Genomic DNA, 21,213 nt, shown 5'->3' on the forward strand with positions numbered 1-21,213 from the left:
GGATAGGTCATGACCGAACCGCTCAACCCGCTCGACGACGATATCACGCCTGACGAAAGCGTCGCTGGCCTGATCGCGCTGCTCTCCCCGGAACAGGTGGGCGAGGACCGTTTCGTCGGCCCCCGCAAGCCGGGCGGACGCGGACGCATATTCGGCGGGCAAGTCATCGGCCAGGCGATCGCCGCCGCGCAGATGACGGCCCCCGAAGGGCGCACCGCCCACTCGCTGCACGCCTATTTCCTGCGTGGCGGAGACGAGGACCATCCCATCGACCTCATGGTGGAGCGCGATTTCGACGGGGGAAGCTTTTCGAACCGCCGGGTGATCGCCGCGCAGAAGGGGCAACCGATCCTGAACCTGACGGCCAGCTTTCAGAAGCCGGAGAGCGGGCTTGAGCATCAATTCCCGATGCCGGACGTGAAAATGCCCGAAGATTTGCCCGATGAAGCCGCGCTCGTCCGCAAGCTGGCCGGGCCGGAACGCGGAGCCATCGCCTTGTTTCACAAAAGCCGCGGGTTCGAGGCGCGCGTACCGCCGGTGCGTTTTTCCCAAGATGCCGATCCGAAGGATGGCTATATCTGGTTGCGCACGCTGGCCCCCCTTCCCGACGACCCGGCGGTCCATCGCAACGTGCTCGCGCTCTACAGCGATTACGGCCTGCTCTCGGCCGCGTTGCTGCCGCATGACATGGTGTTCAACAATCGCAAGATCAAAGCGGCGAGCCTCGATCATGCGATATGGTTCCACGGCGATGCGCGGATGGATGAATGGGTGCTCTACAGCTTCGATTCGCCATGGGCTGCGAATGCGCGCGGCTTCACGCGGGGCGCGTTCTATACCCGCGATGGCCGGCTGATCGCCTCCACCACGCAGGAAGGCCTGATCCGCCCGATATCCGTCAAGAGCGCCTAGCCGCCGCGGGCCATTATCGCGCGCTCGCCATACGCGTGGGACGCAGCGGCGTGCCGAGTCGTTCGCGCGCGATGGGCAAACATCCGTGGCCGCCGGCCTTCACCGCCTGGCACATGCGGGCCGCGTCCTGCGCGTCGAAACCGGCGGCACCCACCCGGTAATAGGTGCGCCCCGCCACGCGCGCGGTCCCGATGGCAGGCATGACACCCCGCAAATTGGCATAGCGCGACTGGAACACCGCCCATCCGGCGCGGGCGTCAGCCATGGAAAGGAACGAGCCGAGCTGCGCGACATGGCTTCCCCCCGCGCCGGCCTGCGGCAGGGCGGCGGGCGCACGAACGGACACCACGGCTGCAGAGCGCGGCGCAGCTTTGGCCTCCACATTCGGCGCGGCGGAAAGCCCGATCGGCGCAGGCAGGGCCGCCATGGGAGCCGTCGCGATCGCCGGCGCCTCGAGACGCGGCATATCCGCCGCGCCGTCAGCGTTGAGCGCAATGGCATTCGGCGCAGGCGCATTCGCGAAGGCCGGCGCCTGCGGTTGTTTGAGAGCGAGTTGCATCGGTTGCCCGCGATCGTTCTCTGCAAGGGTGGTGCCCAGAAGCCCGGCAATCCGCTGCGCCGAAAGATCGGGGCGCGCCGTCATCGCCCAATGGGTGATGCGCTGATCGAGCCGGTCCGCCGGCACATCCTGCGCCGCCATGATCCGCGCGTCGCGCCAGCGTCCGTCGAGCGCGAACGCATAGGCGAGGTTCTGCCGCGCCCGCACGCTATTGTCCCCAGCGCGGATCGCATCGGTCAGGATCTGCACCCCGCGCGCCGTTTCCCCGGCGAGCGCGAGCGCCAGCCCCCGTTCGCTCGCCGGAATGGCCGTGCCCTGCGCCTCGATCGTGGCGACGGCAATGCGCGGATATCCCGTTCCGATCTGCGCCAGGGCCAGCATTAATGCCGTGCGCGCCGACCCGTCGCCGAGCGTGACCGCATCGCCCAATGCCTCGCGCGCGGACACCAGCCGTCCGGCGTCGAGATAGGCACGCCCCAGCATTGCACGCGTCGCCGCATCGTCCGGCCGGGCCAGCACCGCCCCCTCCGCAAGGGCGATCGCCGCGTCGCTCTGCCCCGCGGCGAGGGCGGAGGCGACCTGGCTTTCGGTGCTTTGCGATGCGGGATAGAATGACGAACACCCCGCCAGCACGGCGGACCCCAGCACCGCGAGGCCGAGTTTTCGCGCGCCGTTTCGAGTGCGGGCGAACGGGTCGATCATGAAAGCATCCTCGTGCAGGCGGGTGACTGGCTTGCCGCAGTCTCGCGGCCTATCGCTAATATTCGGTTAAGGGCTTTGAAAATCCGTGCGCAGCATGCAGTGCGGGCCTCATGGCAGACATTCCCGCTTCGCCGTGCACCACCCGTCCGGGCGCCGTCCCGCCCGAAACGGCCGCCTCTGCCTCCGGATCGATGCGCTCGATCTTGCGCGCGGGATCGCCGTGCTGGGCATCGTCGTCATCAATATGGAGGGCTTTGCCGGGCCTTTCGCGGCGGTCGGCAATCCCGACTGGAACGGCGAAGCGCGCGTCGCCGATTTCCTCAGCTTTTCGGTCGCCGCGCTTTTTTTCGAAGGGAAGATGCGCGCCCTCTTTACCCTGCTGTTCGGCGCGGGGATCGTTTTTTTCGCGGCGCGTCGTTCGCCCGGCGGCGATGCCGGTGACGGGGCGGCAATGGCCCCGCAACTGCGGCGGCTGGGCTGGCTCGCGGTGTTCGGCTATCTGCATTACCTGGTGTTGTGGCGGGGGGACATATTGTTCCTCTACGCGGTGGCGGGGACCTGTGCGCTGGCGTTTCTGCGGCTGTCGGCGTTGCGGCTGATCGTGGCGGGACTGCTCAGCACGCTGATCTTCGGTGCCTATTGCACGTGGGGGGTCGGCCCGATCATGATCGCCATCGACGCGGCGGCACACGGCCATGCCAGCGCCGAACAGATCGCCTCGCTCTCCGATTATACCGACGGGCTTTCGATCGAGAGCGCCGCCGATCGCGCGCTGTTTTCCAGCGGCATGGCGGCGCAGATCGGGCATCGGCTGACAAGCGATCCGTTCTATCCGCTGCTATCGCTGAAAATCTCGGTGTTCGAGACGCTTCCGCTCATGCTTCTCGGCATGGGGCTGGCCAAGGGCGGGTTTTTTACAGGGGCGGTGTCGCGCTCCGAACTGGCGCGGATCGGGTGGGCCGGGTGCCTGCTCGGGCTGGTATGGGCGGCATTGTCGCTGGCCTGGCTCTTCCATGTCGGGTTCTCGCGCGCGGCGACCCCGTGGCTGTTCTATTATACCGGTCTGCCCGGACGCATGGCGATGGCGCTCGGCTATCTCGCCATCGTGGTCCGCTATGCGCCGGCGTGGATGGAAACGGCGCTGGGGCGGCGCTTTGCCGCGGCGGGGCGCATGGCCTTTACCAACTATATCGCGACCAGCCTTGTCATGACATTCGTCTTCCACGGCTGGGGACTGGGCCTGATCGAGCGCGATTTCGGCCATGGGGGGCTGATGGTGTTCGCCGGCGCGATGGGGGTTGCGATGCTGACATGGTCGGCGCCGTGGTTGCGGCGATTCGGGTCTGGCCCGCTCGAACTGCTATGGCGCAGGCTGGCGCTACTCGGAGCATCGCGGCGTAAACGCGACTGATTATCAATAGTGCTTGCTCTTGCAAGAGATTCGCATTACCATCCTTTTCGAACAGCACGGAAAGGTCCTCGCTCCGATGATTGTCTGCATCTGTAATGCCATCCGCGAAAGCCAGATTCGCACCGCCGCCCGCCATTGCCCCGGCGATGCGGAGGCGGTTTACCGGTCGCTCGGCTGCGCGCCGCAGTGCCGCCAATGCCTCGACGATGCGACCGACATTCTCGATGCGGAGCGTTGCGCCGCCTGATCGGGATGGATGCGCGCGGTTTCGGCGCCGCATCCGGAAAAACTGCCCGATACGGCTTGCGCGACGGGGCGGTGGGCGCCATCACCCTGGCCTGCCTGATGCAACAAAGGACGCGCCATGAAGGGTGACACCAAGGTCATCGAATATCTGAACAAGGCCTTGTTCAACGAATTGACCGCCATCAACCAGTACTGGTTGCATTACCGCATGTTCGACCATTGGGGCATGGCGAAACTGGCGGAATATGAACGCCACGAATCCATCGACGAAATGAAGCATGCCGACTGGCTTGCCGACCGCATCTTCATGCTCGACGGACTGCCCAATTTTCAGAATATCGGCCGGTTGAAGGTCGGCGAAACGGTCGAGGAAATCCTCAAGGCCGACCTCGCCATGGAGGAGGAGGCCATCCCTCTCCTGCGCGAAGCGATCGAGCATTGCGAGAAGGTCAGCGATTTCGTCAGCCGCGAATTGCTCGTCCGCATCCTCGAGAACGAGGAAGAGCATGTCGACCACCTCGAAACGCAGTTCGAGATGATCGCGCGCATGGGCCTGCAAAACTACGTGCAGCTGCAATCCGCGCCGATCGGAAGCGAGAAGGACAGCGGCAATTTCTCGGGGCGCGACCTCGGCTGAGACCGCATGTTGCGCTGGCGGGGCCGAACGCGGCGCCCGCCAGCCGCGGCATCACGCCTGCGTCATTCCTTGGTGTGATAGGGATTCTTCGGGCTGCGCAAGGTAAGCCGCACCGGGACCGAGCCAAAGCCCAGCTCCCGCCGCAATCCGTTGACGAGATAGCGCCGGTAACTTTCGGGCAGCTGATCCAGCCGCGTCCCGAACAGCACGAAGCCCGGCGGGCGCGTGCGAACCTGCGTGATATAGCGCAGCTTGATCCGCTTGCCGCCGGGCGCGGGCGGCGGATTTTGCGCCAGCGCATCGTCGAACCAGCGGTTGAGCGCCGCGGTCGGCACGCGCCGGTTCCAGATGTCGCGCAATTCATGGGCGGCGGACAGCATGGCATCGGTCCCCTTCCCCGTGCGCGCCGACACCGCGATGAGCGGAATGCCGCGCGCCTGCGCCAACCCTTCGTCGAGCGCGGCGCGGATGCCATTGAACAGGCCCGACGGATCCTCGGCAATGTCCCATTTGTTGATGGCCACCATCAGGGCGCGGCCTTCCTCGATCACATGGCTCGCGATCTTGAGATCCTGATGCTCCAGCCCCTGTGTCGCGTCGAGGAGCAGCACGACCACCTCGGCAAAGTCCACCGCGTGTTTCGCATCGGCAACGGCCATCCGCTCCAGCTTTTCCGTCACGCGCGCACGCTTGCGCATGCCTGCCGTGTCGATCAGCTTGATCGGCATCGTCTCGCCCGATTTCGGGTCCAGCCATTGCCAGTCGACCGCGATCGAATCGCGCGTGATCCCCGCCTCCGGTCCGGTGAGCAGGCGATCTTCCTGTAGCAGCCGGTTGATCAGCGTGGATTTGCCCGCATTGGGGCGCCCGACGATGGCGAGCTGCAACGGGCCGAGCGGCCTGTCCTCCCCCTCGTCCAGCGGCGGCGCCTCTTCGGGTTGCAGCGGGTCGAGATGCGGCAGCAGAACCTCGAACAGATCGGCGACGCCCTCGCCATGTTCGGCGGACAATGCGACCGGATCGCCAAGGCCCAGCGAATAGGCGTCGAAAATGCCCGAATCGCCGGCCTTGCCCTCGGCCTTGTTGGCGACGACGACCACCGGCACATCCGCCCCGCGCAGCCAGCGGGCGATTTCCTCGTCCAGCGGGGTCAGCCCCGCGCGCGAATCGAACACGAAGAGCGCCAGCGTCGCGCCCGCAAGCGCCGCCTCCGTCTGCTTGCGCATGCGGCCGGGAAGCGAATGGGGGTCATCGTCCTCCCACCCGGCGGTGTCGACGATGGTGAATTTCAGGCCGAGAAGATCCGCCTCGCCAAATCGCCGGTCGCGGGTCACGCCGGGCTGGTCATCGACCAGCGCGAGTTTCTTGCCCACGAGACGATTGAAAAGCGTGGATTTGCCCACGTTGGGGCGGCCGATGATGACGACTTCGGGAAGCATGCGCGTCAGTTGGCCCGCCTGCGCCGCGAGCGCAAGCGAATTGCGGATTCAAAGGCGATTGCGCAGGCTGCGGCGCTCAGCCCTTTTTCGCGACCGGAGCGTCGTCGCCGAGATCCTCGTACCATGCCTCGACCGGGCCGTTCAGCTTGATGGTCAGCGGGTTACCCTTGCGATCCATCGTCTTGCCGGCCTGCACCCGGACCCAGCCTTCGGAGATGCAATATTCCTCGATATCGCGGCGCTGCGTGCCCTTGAATCGGATCGCGATCCCGCGACGCAGGCGGTCCGCGTCGAAAAATTCGCTGCGCGGATTGATCGCCACGTGGTCGGGCGGCAGCTTTTCCGCATTGGCTTCGGTTTCGGGGGCTTCGGTTTCGGGCGTGCTGTTGTCATCGGTCATGCAGCGCGCATGTAATCGCGCGGCGGTGCATGTCAACGAAATGCGCTTTTCACCGACACGGCTTGTCAATCGCGGTTCGGTCTGGCAAAGGCGCGCGACACGTTGACGGCACCGTCGGATGATATCCGGCCCGAAGCCGCGACGGGCGCGTAGCTCAGTGGTAGAGCACACCCTTCACACGGGTGGGGTCGCAAGTTCAATCCTTGCCGCGCCCACCATCTTTTCAATGACTTAGAAAAGACGGTCCGCGTTTCCATGAAAAAAACATGAAAAACTTGGGTGGACGTCCGCGAACATCGGCGGGGATCTCGGCGCGATGAGTCTTCAAGCAATCGCCAACTCGATCGACCTGCATAGCCGCAGCGAACCAGAGGGTTACCGCATTTTCACGTTTGGCTGACAAAGATGCCCCGTCAAATTCGAGAGAAAGCATGTCAGCCCATCAACCAGTCCTTCCGGCCAAGGCCATTGAGCTCGTTAAGTCCAGAAATCTCGAAAAAGCTGATGATTTGTTAGCCGATTTCGCCGCGGCTGGTCTGATCAAAACCTATGCTCTCGTGCGAGAAATAAGACCCGTTGGGGGTCCGACCAAGGTAGTGCGCGATGCTCAGATTCCGACCCAAGATTGGGAAAGGATTGTAGCAACAGAAAAAATTCATGCCGCCCTAAACGGTGGAACAGTTCGGCTAGAAGGATCGCCTCTACAGGGAGGTTTGCCGTCAGTCCTCATAACCGGAATTAGCTTTTCCGAAGCTGCGCTCATCAAGGTCCTCGATAGATATTGCGCGGATTCACCTGTTCGCGTCTCTAGGCTTCGTGGACAAAGGGTATCCAGAGCTTGATTGAAGCGAGAGCGACGAAGCCGAGATAGGATTCCTTGGTTTTGTCGTAGCGGGTGGCGACCCTGCGCCAGTTCTTCAGTTTGTTGAACAGGCGCTCGACCAGGTTGCGCCAGCGGTATTTAGTCGGGTCATGCGGGACCGGATTGCGGCGATTGCTCTTGGCCGGGATCACCGCTTCAACGCCAGCGGCCGCGATTTGCTCGCGGATGGCGTCGGCATCGTAGCCGCGATCGGCCAGGAATGCCTCGACCCGCTCGCCGATCATTCGGAACAGGGGCCCAAAGCCCTGCACATCATGCGTCTGGCCGGGCGTCAGCACGAAGCCGAGCGGGAGGCCCCTCGCGTCGCATCTGGCGTGCAGCTTGGTGGTGAAGCCTCCGCGCGATCGGTAGAGCCTCGGTTTGCTGAGTCCCCTTTTTATGCCGACTGCACAATGATGTGCCCGGACCACGGTGCTATCGATCATGTCGGCAGCGATATCGCGCCCTGCCAGTTCGGCCAGCGTCTCGAGCATGGCATCGAACACGCCGGTCGTGACCCATCGTCGATACCGCCTGAAGACGCTGTTCCACTTGCCATACTCGTCCGGCAAATGCCGCCATTGCGCACCGGTCCGGGCAATCCACATCATGCCCTCGAAATAGCGGCGATTATCCTGTGCAGGGCGGCAGCCACGGCCGCGCTCAGCAGGCAGCAGCGGCCCGATCAGCGCCCACTCCTCATCCGCTACACCGATCCGCTCGCCCAACGCTGCCTCCAAAAGGTAGCCTTGAATCAAGCGCTCAGTCTCAGGTCAAGCTTTGTCCACGAAGCCTAGCGCGGCCGCGTTGCCTTCGAAAAGCGATAAAGGGGATGAGATCTTCGCGTACGGAGAGCGTCATGATTCTAGCCCGGTTTATTCATGAGGCCGCAGCAGCGAAGTGGATGGGCCTTGATCTGACGTTGGCGGCGTAGTCCGGGCGAGCGTCTTCGACGGCATTTTTCACCGCGTCAGGATCAATGGGCTTTTCGAGGTTGATGGAATGGAGCTCGGAGTTCGGCGGCACAGCCGCACCGCCTAAGTAGGTGCAGGCCTGAGATTGGTGGCGATGGCTTTCAAAACGGAGGCATCGGGACAGGCTGACGCGAAGGCGACACGGATGCGAGTGGCGCTCTCAATGACGCGGGCAGCGACCTTGAGCAGCCTGAGGCGCAACGTTGCGAACTCGGCGGTCGCGAGCGAGGCTGCCTTGGGGATTTCCTGCTGAATGCGCCACAGGAGCCAGTATGCGGCGGTGTGCAGGATGAGGCGCATCTGATTGGCGTTGGGAGAGCGGCACGAGGTGCGATCGCTGGCCAGCTGGGTCTTGTGCAGCTTGATCAGGTTTTCGGCCTGACCGCGCGCGCAGTAGAGCGTATCATAGATGTGCTCGAGCCTTCGGTCAGCGAAGTGACGACATAGCGGATGTCCATGCCCATCGTACTGGCCTCGATCCGGGCGACGACGCGGCGCTGGCACTTCCAGCTTTTGGCCCCGTAGCGGGTCTCGGCATAGGTGCGCAGGACCGGGTACTGGCGCTGAGCGCGTTTGACCGCACAGGCATCGGCGGCAACGACGATTTCGGGATCGGCGCGTAGCACGGCGTTGGTCGGCAGGCCGAACACGTAGTCGACGCCGCAACCCTCGCAGACGGCCATGACCTCGGGCCGCCCATAGTGCCCGTCGCCGCGGATGGTGATGTGCGTTTCGGGCCATTGCCGCGGATGTGGCGCACGAGGCGCCGGATGTGACCGGCAGCTTCAACACCAGACGGTGTCTTGCCGGTGCGCAGCAGCATCGCCACCGGCCTACCAGTGGCGGTGTCGTAGACATGGATCGGCAGGAAGCAACGCTCGCCATGATGACCATTCCAGAACGACAACTGCTGATAGCCATGGACGACATCGCAGGTATCATCGATATCCAGCGTCACCGCCGCCGGCGGGGCCGGATAGCTGGCGCAGTAGATGTCGATCATCGCGGCCAGCATCTTCGCCAACTCGCGCGTGATCGGTGCATTCTCCCACCGGCTCATCGTCGGTTGGCTGGCCAGCCCCGCGCCCGATCCCGGCAGCTTGCCCAGGGCCAGGCGGAAGCCCGGATCGTCGCGCAGGGCATCGAGATCGTCGGCATCCTCATAGCCGCAGGCGATCGCGAACACGCGGGCACGCAGGATGTCGTCGAGGCGATGGATCACCCGCGCAGGATCGCGCGGATCGGCAATGCAAGTCGCAAGCCGCTGGCAGATACCCATCGCGCGCTCGGCCTGCGACAGCAACAGAACGCCGCCGTCCGAAGTGAGCCGACCACCGTCGAACGCGGCTGTGACTTTCTTGCGGTCGACCGCTGGGAATCGGAAGGGGCTTGCGATATCGTCGTTCATGGCGGGTGTGGCCTGTGGCATTTTCTGCCCTGCAGCAGGGCCGGTGTAGACACCCAGTTCCTAATTCAGATCAGAGGCTTATGCCACTCCCGCCAACCCTTCGTAGCCAACCCCGTGAATAAGACGGGCTAGACCTCCGTGCGCAGGTCCGACGCTCCTACTTCTTACCAACAGCGCGATCGTCGATAAGATACTGCTTGCTGCGCGCGGGCGTTCCGGGCGAAGAAGCTAGCTTCCGAAATCATTAGCAAGGGCTATGTCGGTTAGGGGGCCGCTAGCGGTCGGTCTGCTTTCGGATAGAGGTAGCCCTAAGCGGACCTAGAATCGCCCGTAGGCCAATCAGAACTAACCCGGAGTGCGGGTACGATCACTTGCCGACCAATCCGGATTTCTCCGCGTGAGTATCTACCGGCTGGTCCTTGTCTTTCCGCTCGGAATAGCGATCAACCAGTTGCGCGGCGTGCGGACGCAGCAGCACCGTGAACCGAACCAATTCCTCCATCACGTCGACAATGCGGTCGTAATAGCTTGAGGGCTTCATCCGCCCTGCTTCGTCGAATTCCTCGTAGGCTTTCGCAACCGACGATTGGTTCGGAATGGTGAGCATGCGCATCCAGCGGCCCAGCACTCGCATTGTATTGATCGAGTTGAAGCTCTGCGATCCGGCACTGACCTGCATCACCGCAAGCGTGCGCCCTGCGTCGGCCGAAGCCCCTTGTAAGCGAGTGGGAGGTGATCGATCTGCGCCTTCATGATCCCGGTCATCTGACCGTGGCGTTCGGGGCTGCACCACACCTGTCCTTCCGACCATAGGGAGTGCTCGCGCAGTTCATGGACCGCCGGATGATCATCGTCCTTCACCTGATCGGGCAATGGGAGGTCGGACGGGTCGAATATGCGCGTCTCGCAGCCGAACAACTGCAGCAGGCGCGCGGCTTCCTCTAATGCCAGTCTCGAATAGGAGCGTTCGCGAAGCGAGCCATATAGCAGGAGGATACGCGGCGGGGGATCCATTTCGCCAAGCCCGAGTGCAGGGCTGCGGTGGATATACTCCGGCCGCAGTGCAGGAAGATAGGCGGGATCTGACAGGGTGCGGAGACGGGTCATAAACTCACTTGATTTCACGAAGTAGGGAAATGGCCGCGTGTGCGGTTCGCGAAGGCCACCAGCGACAGCATCACTGGCACTTCGACCAACACACCGACAACGGTCGCCAGCGCGGCTCCGCTAGTCAGACCGAACAGGCCGATGGCGACTGCAACTGCAAGTTCGAAGAAATTGGAAGTACCGATCATCGCGCAGGGGGCGGCGATATCGTGCGGCACCTTCCACGCCTTTGCGGCACCATAGGCGACAGCGAAAATACCATAGGACTGGATGATGATCGGTATGGCGATCATTACAATCAGCAGCGGATTGGAAATGATGGTTTCGGCCTGAAACGCAAACAGCAGAACCACGGTGGCGAGTAGGCCAATGATAGACCACGGCTTGAGCCAAGCCGTAAACGCATCGACCGCGGTTTCATCGCCCTCGTGCGAAGCGATGACCTGGCGCCGGGTCATAGCACCTGCCGCCAGCGGGATGACGACATAGAGCACGACCGACAGCAGCAACGTCTCCCAAGGCACCACGATATCAGTTACGCCCAGCAGCAGCGCCACGATCTGGGCGAAGGCGACGATCATGATCAGATCGTTCACTGACACCTGCACCAGCGTGTAGGCCGGATCGCCCTTGGTCAGCTGCGACCATACGAACACCATGGCGGTGCAAGGGGCTGCGCCAAGGATGATTAGTCCGGCAATATATTGGTCGGCGTCGCCCTCCGACATCAGCCCGGCATAGAGATAGTCAAAGAACAATACTGCCAGCGCAGCCATGGTGAAAGGCTTGATCAGCCAGTTGACGACCAGCGTGATGATCAGCCCCTTGGGCTTGCGACCCACGTCCTTGATGCTCGAAAAATCGACGCCGACCATCATGGGAAAGATCATCGCCCAGATCAGAACCGCGACCACCAGGTTCACCGAGGCGTACTCGAGATCGGCCATGACGCCGACGGCGCCCGGTGCGACCATGCCGAGTGCCAGACCGGCGAGGATGGCCCCCAGCACCCATAATGACAGGAAGCGTTCGAAAGTGCCGAGCGGCGAGGCCGCCGGCGCGGGTTGTGCAATGGTCCGGGTCATTTTGCGTGTCCTGTTGTTCGCTCAGCGCACGCGCTTTCCTGCTGCGTCCACTACCTGCTCACCATCTTCCTTGGCGAATGCAGCTTGTTGATCAGCCGGAAGGAGATCGAGCACCTCTTCTGACGGGCGGCACAATTTCACGCCAAGCGGCGAAACCACCAGCGGGCGGTTGATGAGGATGGGATGCTCCATCATTGCGTCGATCAGCCGATCATCGGAGAGCTCAGGATTGCTCAGACCCAACTTGGCAAGGGGTGTGCCCTTTTCTCGCAGCAGCTCCCGCGGCGAAATTCCAGCCCGCGCAATCAGGCTTTCCAGCATGGCGCGCGAAGGCGGCGTCTTTAAATATTCGATGACATGCGGCTCGATCCCCGCGTTGCGGATCATGGCAAGCGCGTTACGAGACGTCCCGCATTCCGGGTTGTGATAGATTACGATGTCGGAGGTCATTCAGCTTCTTTCGCTTTGGAACTGGCGCCTTCTTCCCGCCCGATCGCTGCCAGTTTTCCGCGCATGGCCATATCGTCGATACTGGCGTGGGGGAGCATCAGGAACAATTCGATCCGGCGCCTCAGATAGCCAAGTGCGTCGACGAATGCCTTTCGCTGTCCTTCACCTTCGACTGCAGCAGGATCTTCGACACCCCAATGAGCAGTGAGCGGCTTTCCTGGCCAGACCGGGCAGCTTTCGCCCGCGGCGCTGTCGCACACGGTGAAGATGAAATCGAACTCAGGCGCGTCCGGCCCGGTAAACTCGTTCCAGTTCTTTGAGCGCAGATCCTCGGTCGGATAGCCGAAGCTTTTCAGAACCTCGATCGTCATCGGGTGCACGTCACACTTCGGCTGACTTCCGGCGCTATAAGCGCGAAAGCGTCCTTCTCCAATCCGGTTTAGCACAGCTTCGCCGAGGATCGAGCGAGCCGAGTTCCCGGTGCAGAGAAACAAGACTTTGTAGACCGCAGTCATGCAGCAGCCTCTCCACAGCAGGAGTCGTTCTCGGCAACAGCAGATAGATCGACGCTATTTCCGTAAACCGTTGAGCCTCCAGTTGTATGAAATGCCTCCCACAACACCCCGTCGGGATCAGACACCCAGCTTTTCTCCGATTTGGCGTAACAGCAGGTCGTGCAGCCCTCTTCTACCAAGGGCCGGTCCGCAGCCTTGAGCCTCCTATAGACTTCGGCCAGCTCAGCCTCCTCATCCACCTGGATGCCCAGATGCTCCACGCCCTTGTGCGTATTGGCTTCCGAGATCGCGAAGTTCACGCGCGGGTCCTCGAGCATCCACTTGGCATAATCGGGCTTGATTACGGTGGGCTTTGCGCCGAGCAAAGTTGAGTAAAAGCCGATCGACTGGTCGAGATCGGCAACGCCGACGTGCACATGTAAGCGTTTCATGCAGACTTCCTTTCCGATTGAATAGGTTTGGATTCTCCGGCTTCTGACGAGGTGCAGTCCTCGCCGCCGCAGCAATTCTCCATCAGAAAGCCGACCAAGGCATTCATCGCCTTATAGTCGGCAGTATAGATCAGCGATCGTCCTTCCCGGCGTTGCTGAATAAGCTCCGCACGCGTGAGATGGGTAAGGTGAAACGAAAGCGAAGAGTTCGGGATCTTAAGTGCTTCGGCGATTGCGCCTGCAGGCAGGCCATCTTCGCCTGCCTGGACGAGCAATCGGAACACGGCGAGGCGATGTTCTTGCGCAAGGGCTCCAAGAGCCTCGATGGCTTGGGGTGACTTCATTTCCATGAAAATCGAAATATAGGGCTGCGAAGGCTTGGTCAAGCCATATTTCGATAATCATAGAAATTTTCGGTGTGACTTCCCGGTATATTGCGGTTTGGTGCTCAACTTATGGTTTGGTGGCCTGGCGTTCGTAATTAGCTCCCCGCTTTACCGCTTCCGCCGCCCCCCACAGACGGGCGATCGCCCGCTTCTATCTCCTTTTTAGAAGGTGCTGCCTCTCAGCCTGAGAGACGTTCTTCGTGAGGTTGCAAAACTAACGCTAGCGCTCCACCGTCGCTGCAATGAACCGCCCAGAACCTCGTCGACTTCAGCGTGAGCTCAGGCTTGGCGGCGCGACGATGATGGGGCTCGGCTCCATGGTGGGCACAGGTGTTTTCGTCGGCATTGGAATCGCAGCCGCCGTTGCAGGTCCCTCTGTCATACTCGCTATTTTTCTCGCCGCAGGCGTCGCAACCTGCAACGCTCTTTCAAGTGCCCAACTTGCTGCCAGCCATGCTGTCAGTGGCGGCACCTATGAATATGGCTACCGATATTTGAATCCTTCGCTGGGCTTCACCGCAGGTTGGATGTTCCTGTGCGCCAAGAGTGCTTCTGCGGCTACCGCGGCTCTCGGCTTCGCGGGCTATCTTTTACGGCTCGTCGGCGGCAACTTAGAGCTTACGACATGGGTCGCCTTGGCTGCGATCGCATTGTTCACACTGCTGGTCCTCACTGGGATAAAACGCTCAAGCTGGGCGAATATTGCCATCGTTTCCGTCACACTGCTCGCCCTTGGCTCATTTGTAGTTCTTGGAATTCCAACCGCGGTGGTCGAGGCTGACGAAAATCTTTCGCCCTTCTTCACGAGCAGCAACGGGAGCCTGCTGGAGGCATTTTTCTATGCCACCGCTTTGATGTTCGTTGCCTTCACTGGCTACGGGCGGATCGCGACCTTGGGGGAGGAAGTGATGGAGCCCAGACGCAATATCCCGAGGGCCATTATCATAACGCTAATACTCACTGCCTTCCTTTATGTCTCCGTCGCGGCTGTCGCGATCAGCAGTATTGGCGCCAATACTTTCGCCAATGCGCCTGGTGCGCAAACAACCCCCCTCGAACATGCAGCTCGCGCGATGGACGCCCAGCTGCTGGCCCGCCTGATCGCAGTTGGAGCGATCACGGCCATGCTCGGCGTTCTGCTGAATCTCATTCTGGGTCTCTCTCGAGTGTTTCTTGCGATGGGAAGGCAAGGTGACATGCCTCCCGCATTTGGCCGCCTTTCGGCAGCAGGTGCTGCTCCCGCCGTTGCTGTTATCGCAACGGGCGCCGTGATTGCAGTGATTGCCTCGTTCGGCAGCATTACAACGGCTTGGGCATTCAGCGCATTTACGGTCTTGGTATACTACGCCATCACCAATCTCGCCGCTTTGCGACTGCCGGCGAGAGAGCGCCTCTATCCACGGTGGATTACTGTCACGGGTCTCGGCGCTTGTCTCTTTCTGGCTTTTTGGGTTCCAGTCCCAATCTGGCTAGCCGGATTGGGCGTGATTGCTATCGGGCTCTTTTGGAGACGGGTCTTGTCTCCCGTGTGGAGCTAGAACTTGGTACCTCGCGGGTGGCGCCGCGACGGTTTTCCACTGTGGGAAGTATGCTGGACATATCGGCGACGCCCAAACGCGGAATGGCTCTATCGGGGCCGGTTCCAGACATTCTGCTTCTGGGAGATCTTGTCACAAAGCGGATACGGGAATTAGTTTTCGGGGCTACCGTCGGCGGGGACAAAGTTTCACTAAATTACCTTTTGCACGCAGCGACCGACAGGGACGGCGCTGCAACATGGATTGCAGGGTTAGCGTGCGACACTTGAGAGCTTCTGGAAGGTCGAGGCCAAAGGCATGGCAAAAATGCTCGCACCGAGATTCTAATTTGTAACCGAATCCGCTTTCCCAACGAACATGAGTTGATCCTTGGCAGGTGAACTGCCGGGAATAGGCGTGCTTCAAGGCGGAGATAGGGACACTATGGCGGCAACGGCGATATATGATTCGGTCGTAAAGACTGCGTCGAGCAAGGCCATAGAGGCTCTAGTACTCTTGTTCCTCCGCGTAGCTGTAGCCGGTATATTCTGGCGCTCTGGGCGGACTAAAATCGAGGAAGGCAGCGCACTACAGATCAGCGATACAACCTACTTCCTGTTCGAGAATGAGTATGCCGGGGTACCCCTACCAAGCGAGTTCGCGGCAATAGCGGCGACAGCCGCAGAACACGTTTTTCCCATTCTACTGATCGTGGGTCTCGCCACGCGGGTCTCGGCATTGGCGCTGCTGGGAATGACCATGGTGATCCAGCTTTTCGTCTATCCGGAAGCCTGGTGGACCACACATATGCTATGGGCAGCCATGTTGCTCGTACTCATTGTCCGCGGCGGGGGTATGTTTTCGGTCGATCACCTCCTTGCGAAGGACCGCAGCGAATGAGGTCCGATGAACGAACGATGGCGAACCTCACGGCGAGGGCACAGGCTGGAGACCGCGAAGCCTACCGCGCTCTGCTGGTGGAATGCCGGAATTGGCTGGGCGCATATTTTGCGGGTAAGGTCCCGCAGCAACTGCGGGACGACCTCATTCAGGACACATTGCTTTCGCTCCATCGGAAACTCGCGACTTATGATTCAAGGCGCGCCTTTCTACCCTGGTTGGCGGCCATTGCCCGGTACCGATGGGTCGATCAGTTACGCAGTCTCTATCGCAAACCCGAAACCCTCCTCGATGAGAACCACGCGGCCTGGAACGACGAGCCGGCCATCGCGGCCCGGATAAGTCTGGAGCGCTTGCTCGCGCGCCTTCCCGCCGGGCAAGCGGAGGCCATCGAGCTAGTCAAGATCGAGGGCCTTTCCATTTCCGAGGCGGCGAGCGCATCGGGCCAGAGCGAATCCCTCGTGAAAGTAAATATCCATCGCGGACTAAAGCGTCTCGCGGCTTCGATTGAAAGTGAATGACAATGTCGCAGTATAAGTCCGATACATTGATCGATGAGCTTGTGGGAGATCTTCAGCCGGTCCGTCCCATCAGCGTCACGCGCGGTCTGATCGTCGCAGGGGCATCGCTCTTTATCACCTTCTTAGCGGCAATCCTGATTACTGGCCTGCGCTGGAATCTTGCGATGCTTGCAGAAAGTCCGGTCTATGTCATCGCGACGGGCTCGTTTCTGCTTCTCGGATTGATAGCGTCGCTCTCGGTCGTTCTGCAGAGCAAGCCGCGGGTCGGAGCCGATCATTCCGGTTGGAAATGGGCGGCGTTGATGCTGGCCATCCTTCCCTTGGCTGCCTTGGTGAGCTCTCTCGACAGCTGGCGCACCGATTTCGTTGCGGCTTCCTCTCTCGACGGGTTGGGCTGCGTGATGGCAGGGACGCTTTTCGGCCTGCTTACCTTCGCTGCGCTGACCATGTGGCAGCGGAAGGGCGCACCAACGAATCCGGAAAGAGCGGGTCTCTTGACGGGCATTGCTTCGGGATGTTTCGGGATTGCTGGCTTTTCGCTCAGCTGCGCCCACGCGGACATAATCCATATCGGCATCTGGCATACCGGCGCGGTGCTGGCGTGCGCGCTTCTCGGCCGAGTGGTCGTCCCGCCTCTTCTTCGCTGGTGATCGACGAGCTCACCAAGCGCCGCGGGTCCGGAGCCGACCCGTCGCGGCCTTTGCGCGTGATCCTCGCTGGCGGGGGTCATTCGCATTTGGCCGTCCTGAAAGATTGGCAGCGCGATCCCCTGACGGGAACCGAGCGTATATTGGTGACGCCTTCGTCCCGCATGACGTATTCCGGGATGCTGCCCGGGTGGATCGAACGCTTGTACCGCCGAAGCGAACTCGAGATCGACATCCGGTCCCTGGCAGCGGCGACTGGCACTTTGGTGATGGAGGACGAGGTTGCCGCACTGGATGCCGATGCGAAACTGCTCACGCTCTCTTCGGGCAAGATCCTCGAATACGATGTACTTTCGCTTGGGGTCGGAGGACATCTCGAGCTCTCGGCCTTCTCTGGCGTCAAGTCCTTGCTTCCGGTTCGCCCGATTGATCGGTTCATGGAGCGATGGGAGAAATTCGAGAGATCAGTCGCACAATCCGGTCCTTCGCAGATTGCGGTGGTCGGTGGGGGGGCGGCAGGAACAGAACTGGCATTCGCCGTCGCGTCTCGGTTTCAAGAGAACCCTGTCCCCGCCCGGATTGTTCTGATTACCGGACAGGATGGGCTGCTTGCCGGGCACGCATCCGGCGTCCGGAAACGTGTGCGCGCGGCGCTTGAAGGACGCGGCGTGGACATTCAGCTGGCCGACCTCGCGGTGGGAGAAGGCGGACAGCTTGTGCACAATGGCGGTTCCGCCAGGTTCGACCTGGTGATTGCTGCGACCGGGAGCAACCCTCCTCGCTGGCTCGCCGGCAGCAGCCTGGCGCTCGGCCCCGACGGAGGCGTGTCCATCGGAGCCGATCTGGAGAGCCGGTCGCATCGCGGGGTCTTTGCCGCAGGCGATGTATCGGAGAGAGCCGACCGTAGACTGGCGCGCTCTGGAGCCCATGCCGTCAAGGCAGGCCCGATCCTTGCCGCAAACCTGCGTTCGTTCGTCCGGGGGGATAAGCTGCAATCCTATAGTCCGCGAAAGCGGACGCTATATCTACTCTCGATCGGTCAACGGAATGCGATCCTGTCGTGGGGAAGTCTGTCGGCGCAGGGCTCGTGGGTGTGGCACTTCAAGGACTGGATCGATCGCCGGTTCGTGACACATTTTCAACGTCTTGCTTTTCTCGGGCCTGCTGAATCGAGGCGAACGACGCTCGCACGTGCGATGCTCTCGCCATCTGTTTTACGCACGGCCTTGCAGGTGTCGCTTGTCGTCGGCACCTGCCTCAACGCTATCAACCAAGGCGACGAGTTGCTTTCCGGGGAGGCAGTTTCCTGGGGTCGCATCACGCTCAATTACTTTGTGCCGTTTCTCGTAGCCAGCTTCAGCGGTGCGCGCGCGCGCCAAGCGATGGAGAACGCGTCACCTTCTCGCAGGTCAAAGGCGACAGCAACAAGCCGCTCCGACCCACTCGATCAGGAAACCACCTAGTGAAACGCCTTGTCCTCCTGACGGTCCTCTCCCTCGCGCTGTTTTTTTGGTTCGTTTTCGATCTGGGACAATATGTGAGCCTAGAGGCGATCAAGCAGCATCAGAGCACGATCGCACACTTTTACGAGGACCACCCGGTCCTTGTCCTCGGCGCCTTCTTCCTTGGCTATGTCTTGCTCACCGCCTTGTCATTTCCCGGAGCGGCGCTGCTGACTCTTCTGGCAGGTGCACTCTTCGGCCTGGTCGTGGGCACCATTGTAGTGTCATTCGCCTCGACAATCGGTGCAACTCTGGCGTTTCTGGCAGCGCGATATCTGTTTCGCGACATGGTTCAGTCCCGCTTCGCGCAGCGTCTCAAAGCCATCAATGCAGGTGTCGAACGCGATGGTGCCTTCTACCTGTTTTCGCTGCGGCTCGTGCCGGTGTTCCCTTTCTTTGCCGTCAATCTCGTGATGGGTCTGACCCCCGTCCGCATCTGGACCTATTTTTGGGTCAGCCAGCTCGGCATGCTGCTAGGTACCATCGTGTACGTCAACGCCGGCACCCAGCTCGCCGGTATCGAGAACGTTCGCGATATCGCGACAACTGAATTGCTGCTTTCCTTTGCCGCGCTTGGTTTGCTGCCGTGGATTGGAAAGTTCGTCATGCGCTGGATCAAACGCGGCCAAGTCTATCGCAAGTGGCAGAGACCTCGCTCGTTCGACCGTAACCTCGTAGTTCTCGGTGCAGGCTCCGCAGGTCTCGTCTCGTCCTACATCGCCGCGACAGTCAAGGCCAAGGTAACGTTGGTCGAAGCCTCAAAGATGGGCGGCGACTGTCTCAATTACGGCTGCGTCCCTTCCAAGGCGCTCATCAAGAGTGCCAAGGTCGCGCACCATATGCGTGAGGCGCAAGAGTATGGCCTTTCAGCGGTGGAGCCGCAGTTCAGTTTTTCCGCGGTGATGGACCGCATTCACCGGATCATTGCCGAAATCGAGCCCCATGACAGCGTCGAGCGCTATACCGGCCTCGGTGTGGATGTGTTGCAGGGTTATGCCCGGCTAGTCGATCCCTGGACCGTCGAAATAACCGCCAGCAATGGCAGCACGCATCGGCTTACCACGCGCGCGGTCGTCATAGCGGCAGGGGCCGAACCATTCGTGCCCGACCTGCCCGGCCTTTCTGATACGGGCTATCTTACCAGCGATACGCTTTGGGATGAGTTCGCTCGGCTCGAAGAGATACCCCGGCGCATTGTCGTGCTCGGCGGCGGACCGATCGGCTGCGAGTTGTCTCAGGCTTTCGCGCGGCTCGGAGCGACCGTGACGCAGGTCGAGCGCGGTGATCGGATACTGGCCCGTGAAGATGGCGATGTGTCCGAACTCGCCAAAGCCAGTCTCGAGGCGTCGGGTGCAACCGTTCTGACCGGTCACGAGGCAATCGGGTTCGAGACCGAACAAGGTGAGAAGATCGCTATCCTGCGCAGCGAGGATGGCGAATGCCGCATCGGGTTCGATGCCCTGATTGTCGCGATTGGCCGCAAGGCCCGCCTTTCAGGCTACGGGCTGGAAGAACTGGGCATCGGTACTGACAAGACGGTCGTCACCGATGATTACCTCGCCACGCTCTATCCCAACATCTACGCGGCCGGAGACGTGGCCGGCCCCTATCAGTTTACCCACACCGCCGCCCATCAGGCCTGGTTCGCGAGCGTCAACGCCCTGTTCGGGCAGCTCTGGCGCTTCAAGGCCGATTACCGGGTAATTCCTTGGACGACGTTTCTCGATCCGGAAATCGCCCGGGTCGGTCTCAACGAGAAGGAAGCGAAAGAGAAGGGTATCGACTACGAGGTAACCATCTACCCTATGGATGACCTCGACCGGGCAATCGCCGAAAGCGAGACGGGCGGCTTCGTCAAGGTGCTGACGCCTCCGGGCAAGGATCGGATCCTGGGAGTTACCATCGTTTCGGCTCACGCTGGCGAGCTGCTTGCCGAATATGTGCTCGCAATGAAACATGGCCTTGGTCTCAATAAGATCCTCGGCACGATCCACACCTACCCCACGCTTGCCGAGGCGAACAAGTTTGCTGCCGGTGAATGGAAAAAGAAACATGTGCCCGAAAGGCTGCTTGCCATCGTCGAGCGATATCATCGCTGGCGGCGCGGCTAGTGAGCTCATTCGGCACCAGCCAAATGATCTGAAAGGAATACCGATGAAACAATTCGCACTGGTAAGCCTGCGTGTCGCAACCGCTCTGCTTCTCGTTGTCTGGGGACTCATTCGCGTGACGGCACCCGAAAAAGGCGCCGGGGTGAGCGCGAAATACTATTCCGGACTGGGATCGGCTAAAGTGATTCAGGTCGTCTGGGGCGCGGCACTGCTGATTATCGGCATGCTCGTCATCATTGGCCTGTTCCGGCGGTTTGCCCTTGTCGCGCAGGCCGTCGTGCTGGTGTTCGGCGCGCTGACCATCTGGAAATATCTGCTCGATCCGCTGGGCCTTTATCTGCTGACGCCCGAGACCAGCAATGTCCTCTTCTTCCCCTCGCTCGCACTCGCTTTCGCCAGCCTGCTTCTTGTCGCCATGCGTGACGAGGACCGCTGGTCGCTCGATTGCTTACTCGAGGCGCGTCGGGCCGGAAAATGACCCGTCCTTGCCC

General features: G+C 61.3%; 21 protein-coding genes, 1 tRNA gene and 3 pseudogenes. 12 read left to right on the top strand and 13 right to left on the bottom strand.

The window, feature by feature from the left end:
• The first annotated feature begins 9 nt into the window (after positions 1–9).
• Positions 10–912 (top strand): acyl-CoA thioesterase II, encoded by a 903-nt coding sequence (locus tag JD971_RS03970; protein ID WP_202086089.1) that lies wholly within the window; start codon positions 10–12, stop codon positions 910–912.
• Positions 913–925: 13 nt separating this feature from the next.
• Here JD971_RS03970 and JD971_RS03975 read toward each other — a convergent pair whose 3' ends face one another.
• Positions 926–2,173, bottom strand: coding sequence for a tetratricopeptide repeat protein (locus tag JD971_RS03975; RefSeq protein ID WP_202086091.1), 1,248 nt, complete (start codon positions 2,171–2,173; stop codon positions 926–928).
• A 133-nt stretch (positions 2,174–2,306) separates the two neighbouring features.
• Here JD971_RS03975 and JD971_RS03980 point away from each other — a divergent pair, with 133 nt between their 5' ends.
• The 3 genes from JD971_RS03980 (at position 2,307) to bfr (ending at position 4,467) form a co-directional block, all read left to right on the top strand.
• Positions 2,307–3,584, top strand: coding sequence for a DUF418 domain-containing protein (locus JD971_RS03980; protein WP_202086093.1), 1,278 nt, complete (start codon positions 2,307–2,309; stop codon positions 3,582–3,584).
• A 76-nt stretch (positions 3,585–3,660) separates the two neighbouring features.
• Positions 3,661–3,831 (top strand): bacterioferritin-associated ferredoxin, encoded by a 171-nt coding sequence (locus JD971_RS03985; RefSeq protein ID WP_202086095.1) that lies wholly within the window; start codon positions 3,661–3,663, stop codon positions 3,829–3,831.
• A gap of 117 nt (positions 3,832–3,948) precedes the next feature.
• Complete coding sequence (gene bfr, locus JD971_RS03990) at positions 3,949–4,467, top strand: bacterioferritin (RefSeq protein WP_202086097.1); 519 nt, start codon at positions 3,949–3,951, stop codon at positions 4,465–4,467.
• Positions 4,468–4,529: 62 nt separating this feature from the next.
• Here bfr and der read toward each other — a convergent pair whose 3' ends face one another.
• Both der and JD971_RS04000 read right to left on the bottom strand, forming a co-directional pair.
• Complete coding sequence (der, locus tag JD971_RS03995) at positions 4,530–5,906, bottom strand: ribosome biogenesis GTPase Der (RefSeq protein WP_202086099.1); 1,377 nt, start codon at positions 5,904–5,906, stop codon at positions 4,530–4,532.
• Between the two features lie 76 nt (positions 5,907–5,982).
• Positions 5,983–6,306, bottom strand: coding sequence for a DUF3297 family protein (locus JD971_RS04000; RefSeq protein ID WP_202086101.1), 324 nt, complete (start codon positions 6,304–6,306; stop codon positions 5,983–5,985).
• Positions 6,307–6,449: 143 nt separating this feature from the next.
• On the opposite strand from JD971_RS04000, the gene JD971_RS04005 reads away from it, so the two are divergent.
• Positions 6,450–6,524: transfer RNA gene (locus tag JD971_RS04005), tRNA-Val, on the top strand.
• A 589-nt stretch (positions 6,525–7,113) separates the two neighbouring features.
• On the opposite strand, the gene JD971_RS04010 is transcribed toward JD971_RS04005, so the two are convergent.
• From JD971_RS04010 to JD971_RS04045, 10 genes and pseudogenes are all read right to left on the bottom strand, one after another.
• On the bottom strand, positions 7,114–7,926 hold the full coding sequence (locus JD971_RS04010; protein WP_236672257.1) for an IS5 family transposase: 813 nt from the start codon (positions 7,924–7,926) through the stop codon (positions 7,114–7,116).
• Positions 7,927–8,205: 279 nt separating this feature from the next.
• Complete coding sequence (locus JD971_RS17050) at positions 8,206–8,442, bottom strand: transposase (RefSeq protein ID WP_371809762.1); 237 nt, start codon at positions 8,440–8,442, stop codon at positions 8,206–8,208.
• A 24-nt stretch (positions 8,443–8,466) separates the two neighbouring features.
• Positions 8,467–9,036, bottom strand: a pseudogene (locus JD971_RS17055) (hypothetical protein); the annotation flags it as partial.
• A pseudogene (locus tag JD971_RS17060) lies at positions 8,933–9,571 on the bottom strand (IS1380 family transposase); the annotation flags it as partial. The pseudogenes JD971_RS17055 and JD971_RS17060, both read right to left, overlap by 104 nt.
• Before the next feature lie 346 nt (positions 9,572–9,917).
• Positions 9,918–10,657: pseudogene (gene arsH, locus JD971_RS04020) on the bottom strand (arsenical resistance protein ArsH).
• Positions 10,658–10,671: 14 nt separating this feature from the next.
• The gene (gene arsB / locus JD971_RS04025; RefSeq protein WP_202086103.1) at positions 10,672–11,742 is read right to left on the bottom strand and encodes an ACR3 family arsenite efflux transporter; all 1,071 of its coding nucleotides are present in this window, start codon (positions 11,740–11,742) and stop codon (positions 10,672–10,674) included.
• 21 nt (positions 11,743–11,763) lie between these two features.
• On the bottom strand, positions 11,764–12,192 hold the full coding sequence (arsC, locus tag JD971_RS04030; protein WP_202086104.1) for an arsenate reductase (glutaredoxin): 429 nt from the start codon (positions 12,190–12,192) through the stop codon (positions 11,764–11,766).
• Complete coding sequence (locus JD971_RS04035; protein WP_202086105.1) at positions 12,189–12,707, bottom strand: arsenate reductase ArsC; 519 nt, start codon at positions 12,705–12,707, stop codon at positions 12,189–12,191. The genes arsC and JD971_RS04035 overlap by 4 nt, the downstream gene beginning before the upstream one ends.
• A complete protein-coding gene (locus tag JD971_RS04040) occupies positions 12,704–13,138 on the bottom strand; it encodes an ArsI/CadI family heavy metal resistance metalloenzyme (protein ID WP_202086106.1) in 435 nt (144 codons plus the stop codon). The genes JD971_RS04035 and JD971_RS04040 overlap by 4 nt, the downstream gene beginning before the upstream one ends.
• Positions 13,135–13,482, bottom strand: a complete 348-nt coding sequence (locus JD971_RS04045; protein ID WP_202087325.1) for a helix-turn-helix transcriptional regulator — start codon at positions 13,480–13,482, stop codon at positions 13,135–13,137. Before JD971_RS04045 ends, JD971_RS04040 begins: the two co-directional genes overlap by 4 nt.
• Positions 13,483–13,766: 284 nt before the next feature.
• Between JD971_RS04045 and JD971_RS04050 the strand changes: the two genes are divergently transcribed.
• The 7 genes from JD971_RS04050 (at position 13,767) to JD971_RS04080 (ending at position 21,200) form a co-directional block, all read left to right on the top strand.
• A complete protein-coding gene (locus JD971_RS04050; RefSeq protein WP_202086107.1) occupies positions 13,767–15,062 on the top strand; it encodes an APC family permease in 1,296 nt (431 codons plus the stop codon).
• A gap of 369 nt (positions 15,063–15,431) precedes the next feature.
• The gene (locus JD971_RS04055; protein ID WP_371809710.1) at positions 15,432–15,941 is read left to right on the top strand and encodes a DoxX family protein; all 510 of its coding nucleotides are present in this window, start codon (positions 15,432–15,434) and stop codon (positions 15,939–15,941) included.
• Positions 15,942–15,958: 17 nt separating this feature from the next.
• Positions 15,959–16,462, top strand: a complete 504-nt coding sequence (locus JD971_RS04060; RefSeq protein ID WP_371809711.1) for a sigma-70 family RNA polymerase sigma factor — start codon at positions 15,959–15,961, stop codon at positions 16,460–16,462.
• Positions 16,459–17,112, top strand: coding sequence for an NrsF family protein (locus JD971_RS04065; protein ID WP_236672258.1), 654 nt, complete (start codon positions 16,459–16,461; stop codon positions 17,110–17,112). The genes JD971_RS04060 and JD971_RS04065 overlap by 4 nt, the downstream gene beginning before the upstream one ends.
• Positions 17,109–18,572, top strand: a complete 1,464-nt coding sequence (gene nrtS, locus JD971_RS04070) for a nitrate/nitrite transporter NrtS (RefSeq protein ID WP_202086109.1) — start codon at positions 17,109–17,111, stop codon at positions 18,570–18,572. Before JD971_RS04065 ends, nrtS begins: the two co-directional genes overlap by 4 nt.
• Positions 18,572–20,722, top strand: coding sequence for an FAD-dependent oxidoreductase (locus JD971_RS04075; protein ID WP_202086110.1), 2,151 nt, complete (start codon positions 18,572–18,574; stop codon positions 20,720–20,722). The genes nrtS and JD971_RS04075 overlap by 1 nt, the downstream gene beginning before the upstream one ends.
• A gap of 43 nt (positions 20,723–20,765) precedes the next feature.
• Positions 20,766–21,200, top strand: a complete 435-nt coding sequence (locus JD971_RS04080; protein WP_202086111.1) for a hypothetical protein — start codon at positions 20,766–20,768, stop codon at positions 21,198–21,200.
• Positions 21,201–21,213: the final 13 nt, after the last annotated feature.

Origin of the sequence: Croceicoccus sp. YJ47 (genome assembly GCF_016745095.1) — a bacterium.
In the GTDB taxonomy this organism is placed as follows: Bacteria; Pseudomonadota; Alphaproteobacteria; order Sphingomonadales; family Sphingomonadaceae; genus Croceicoccus.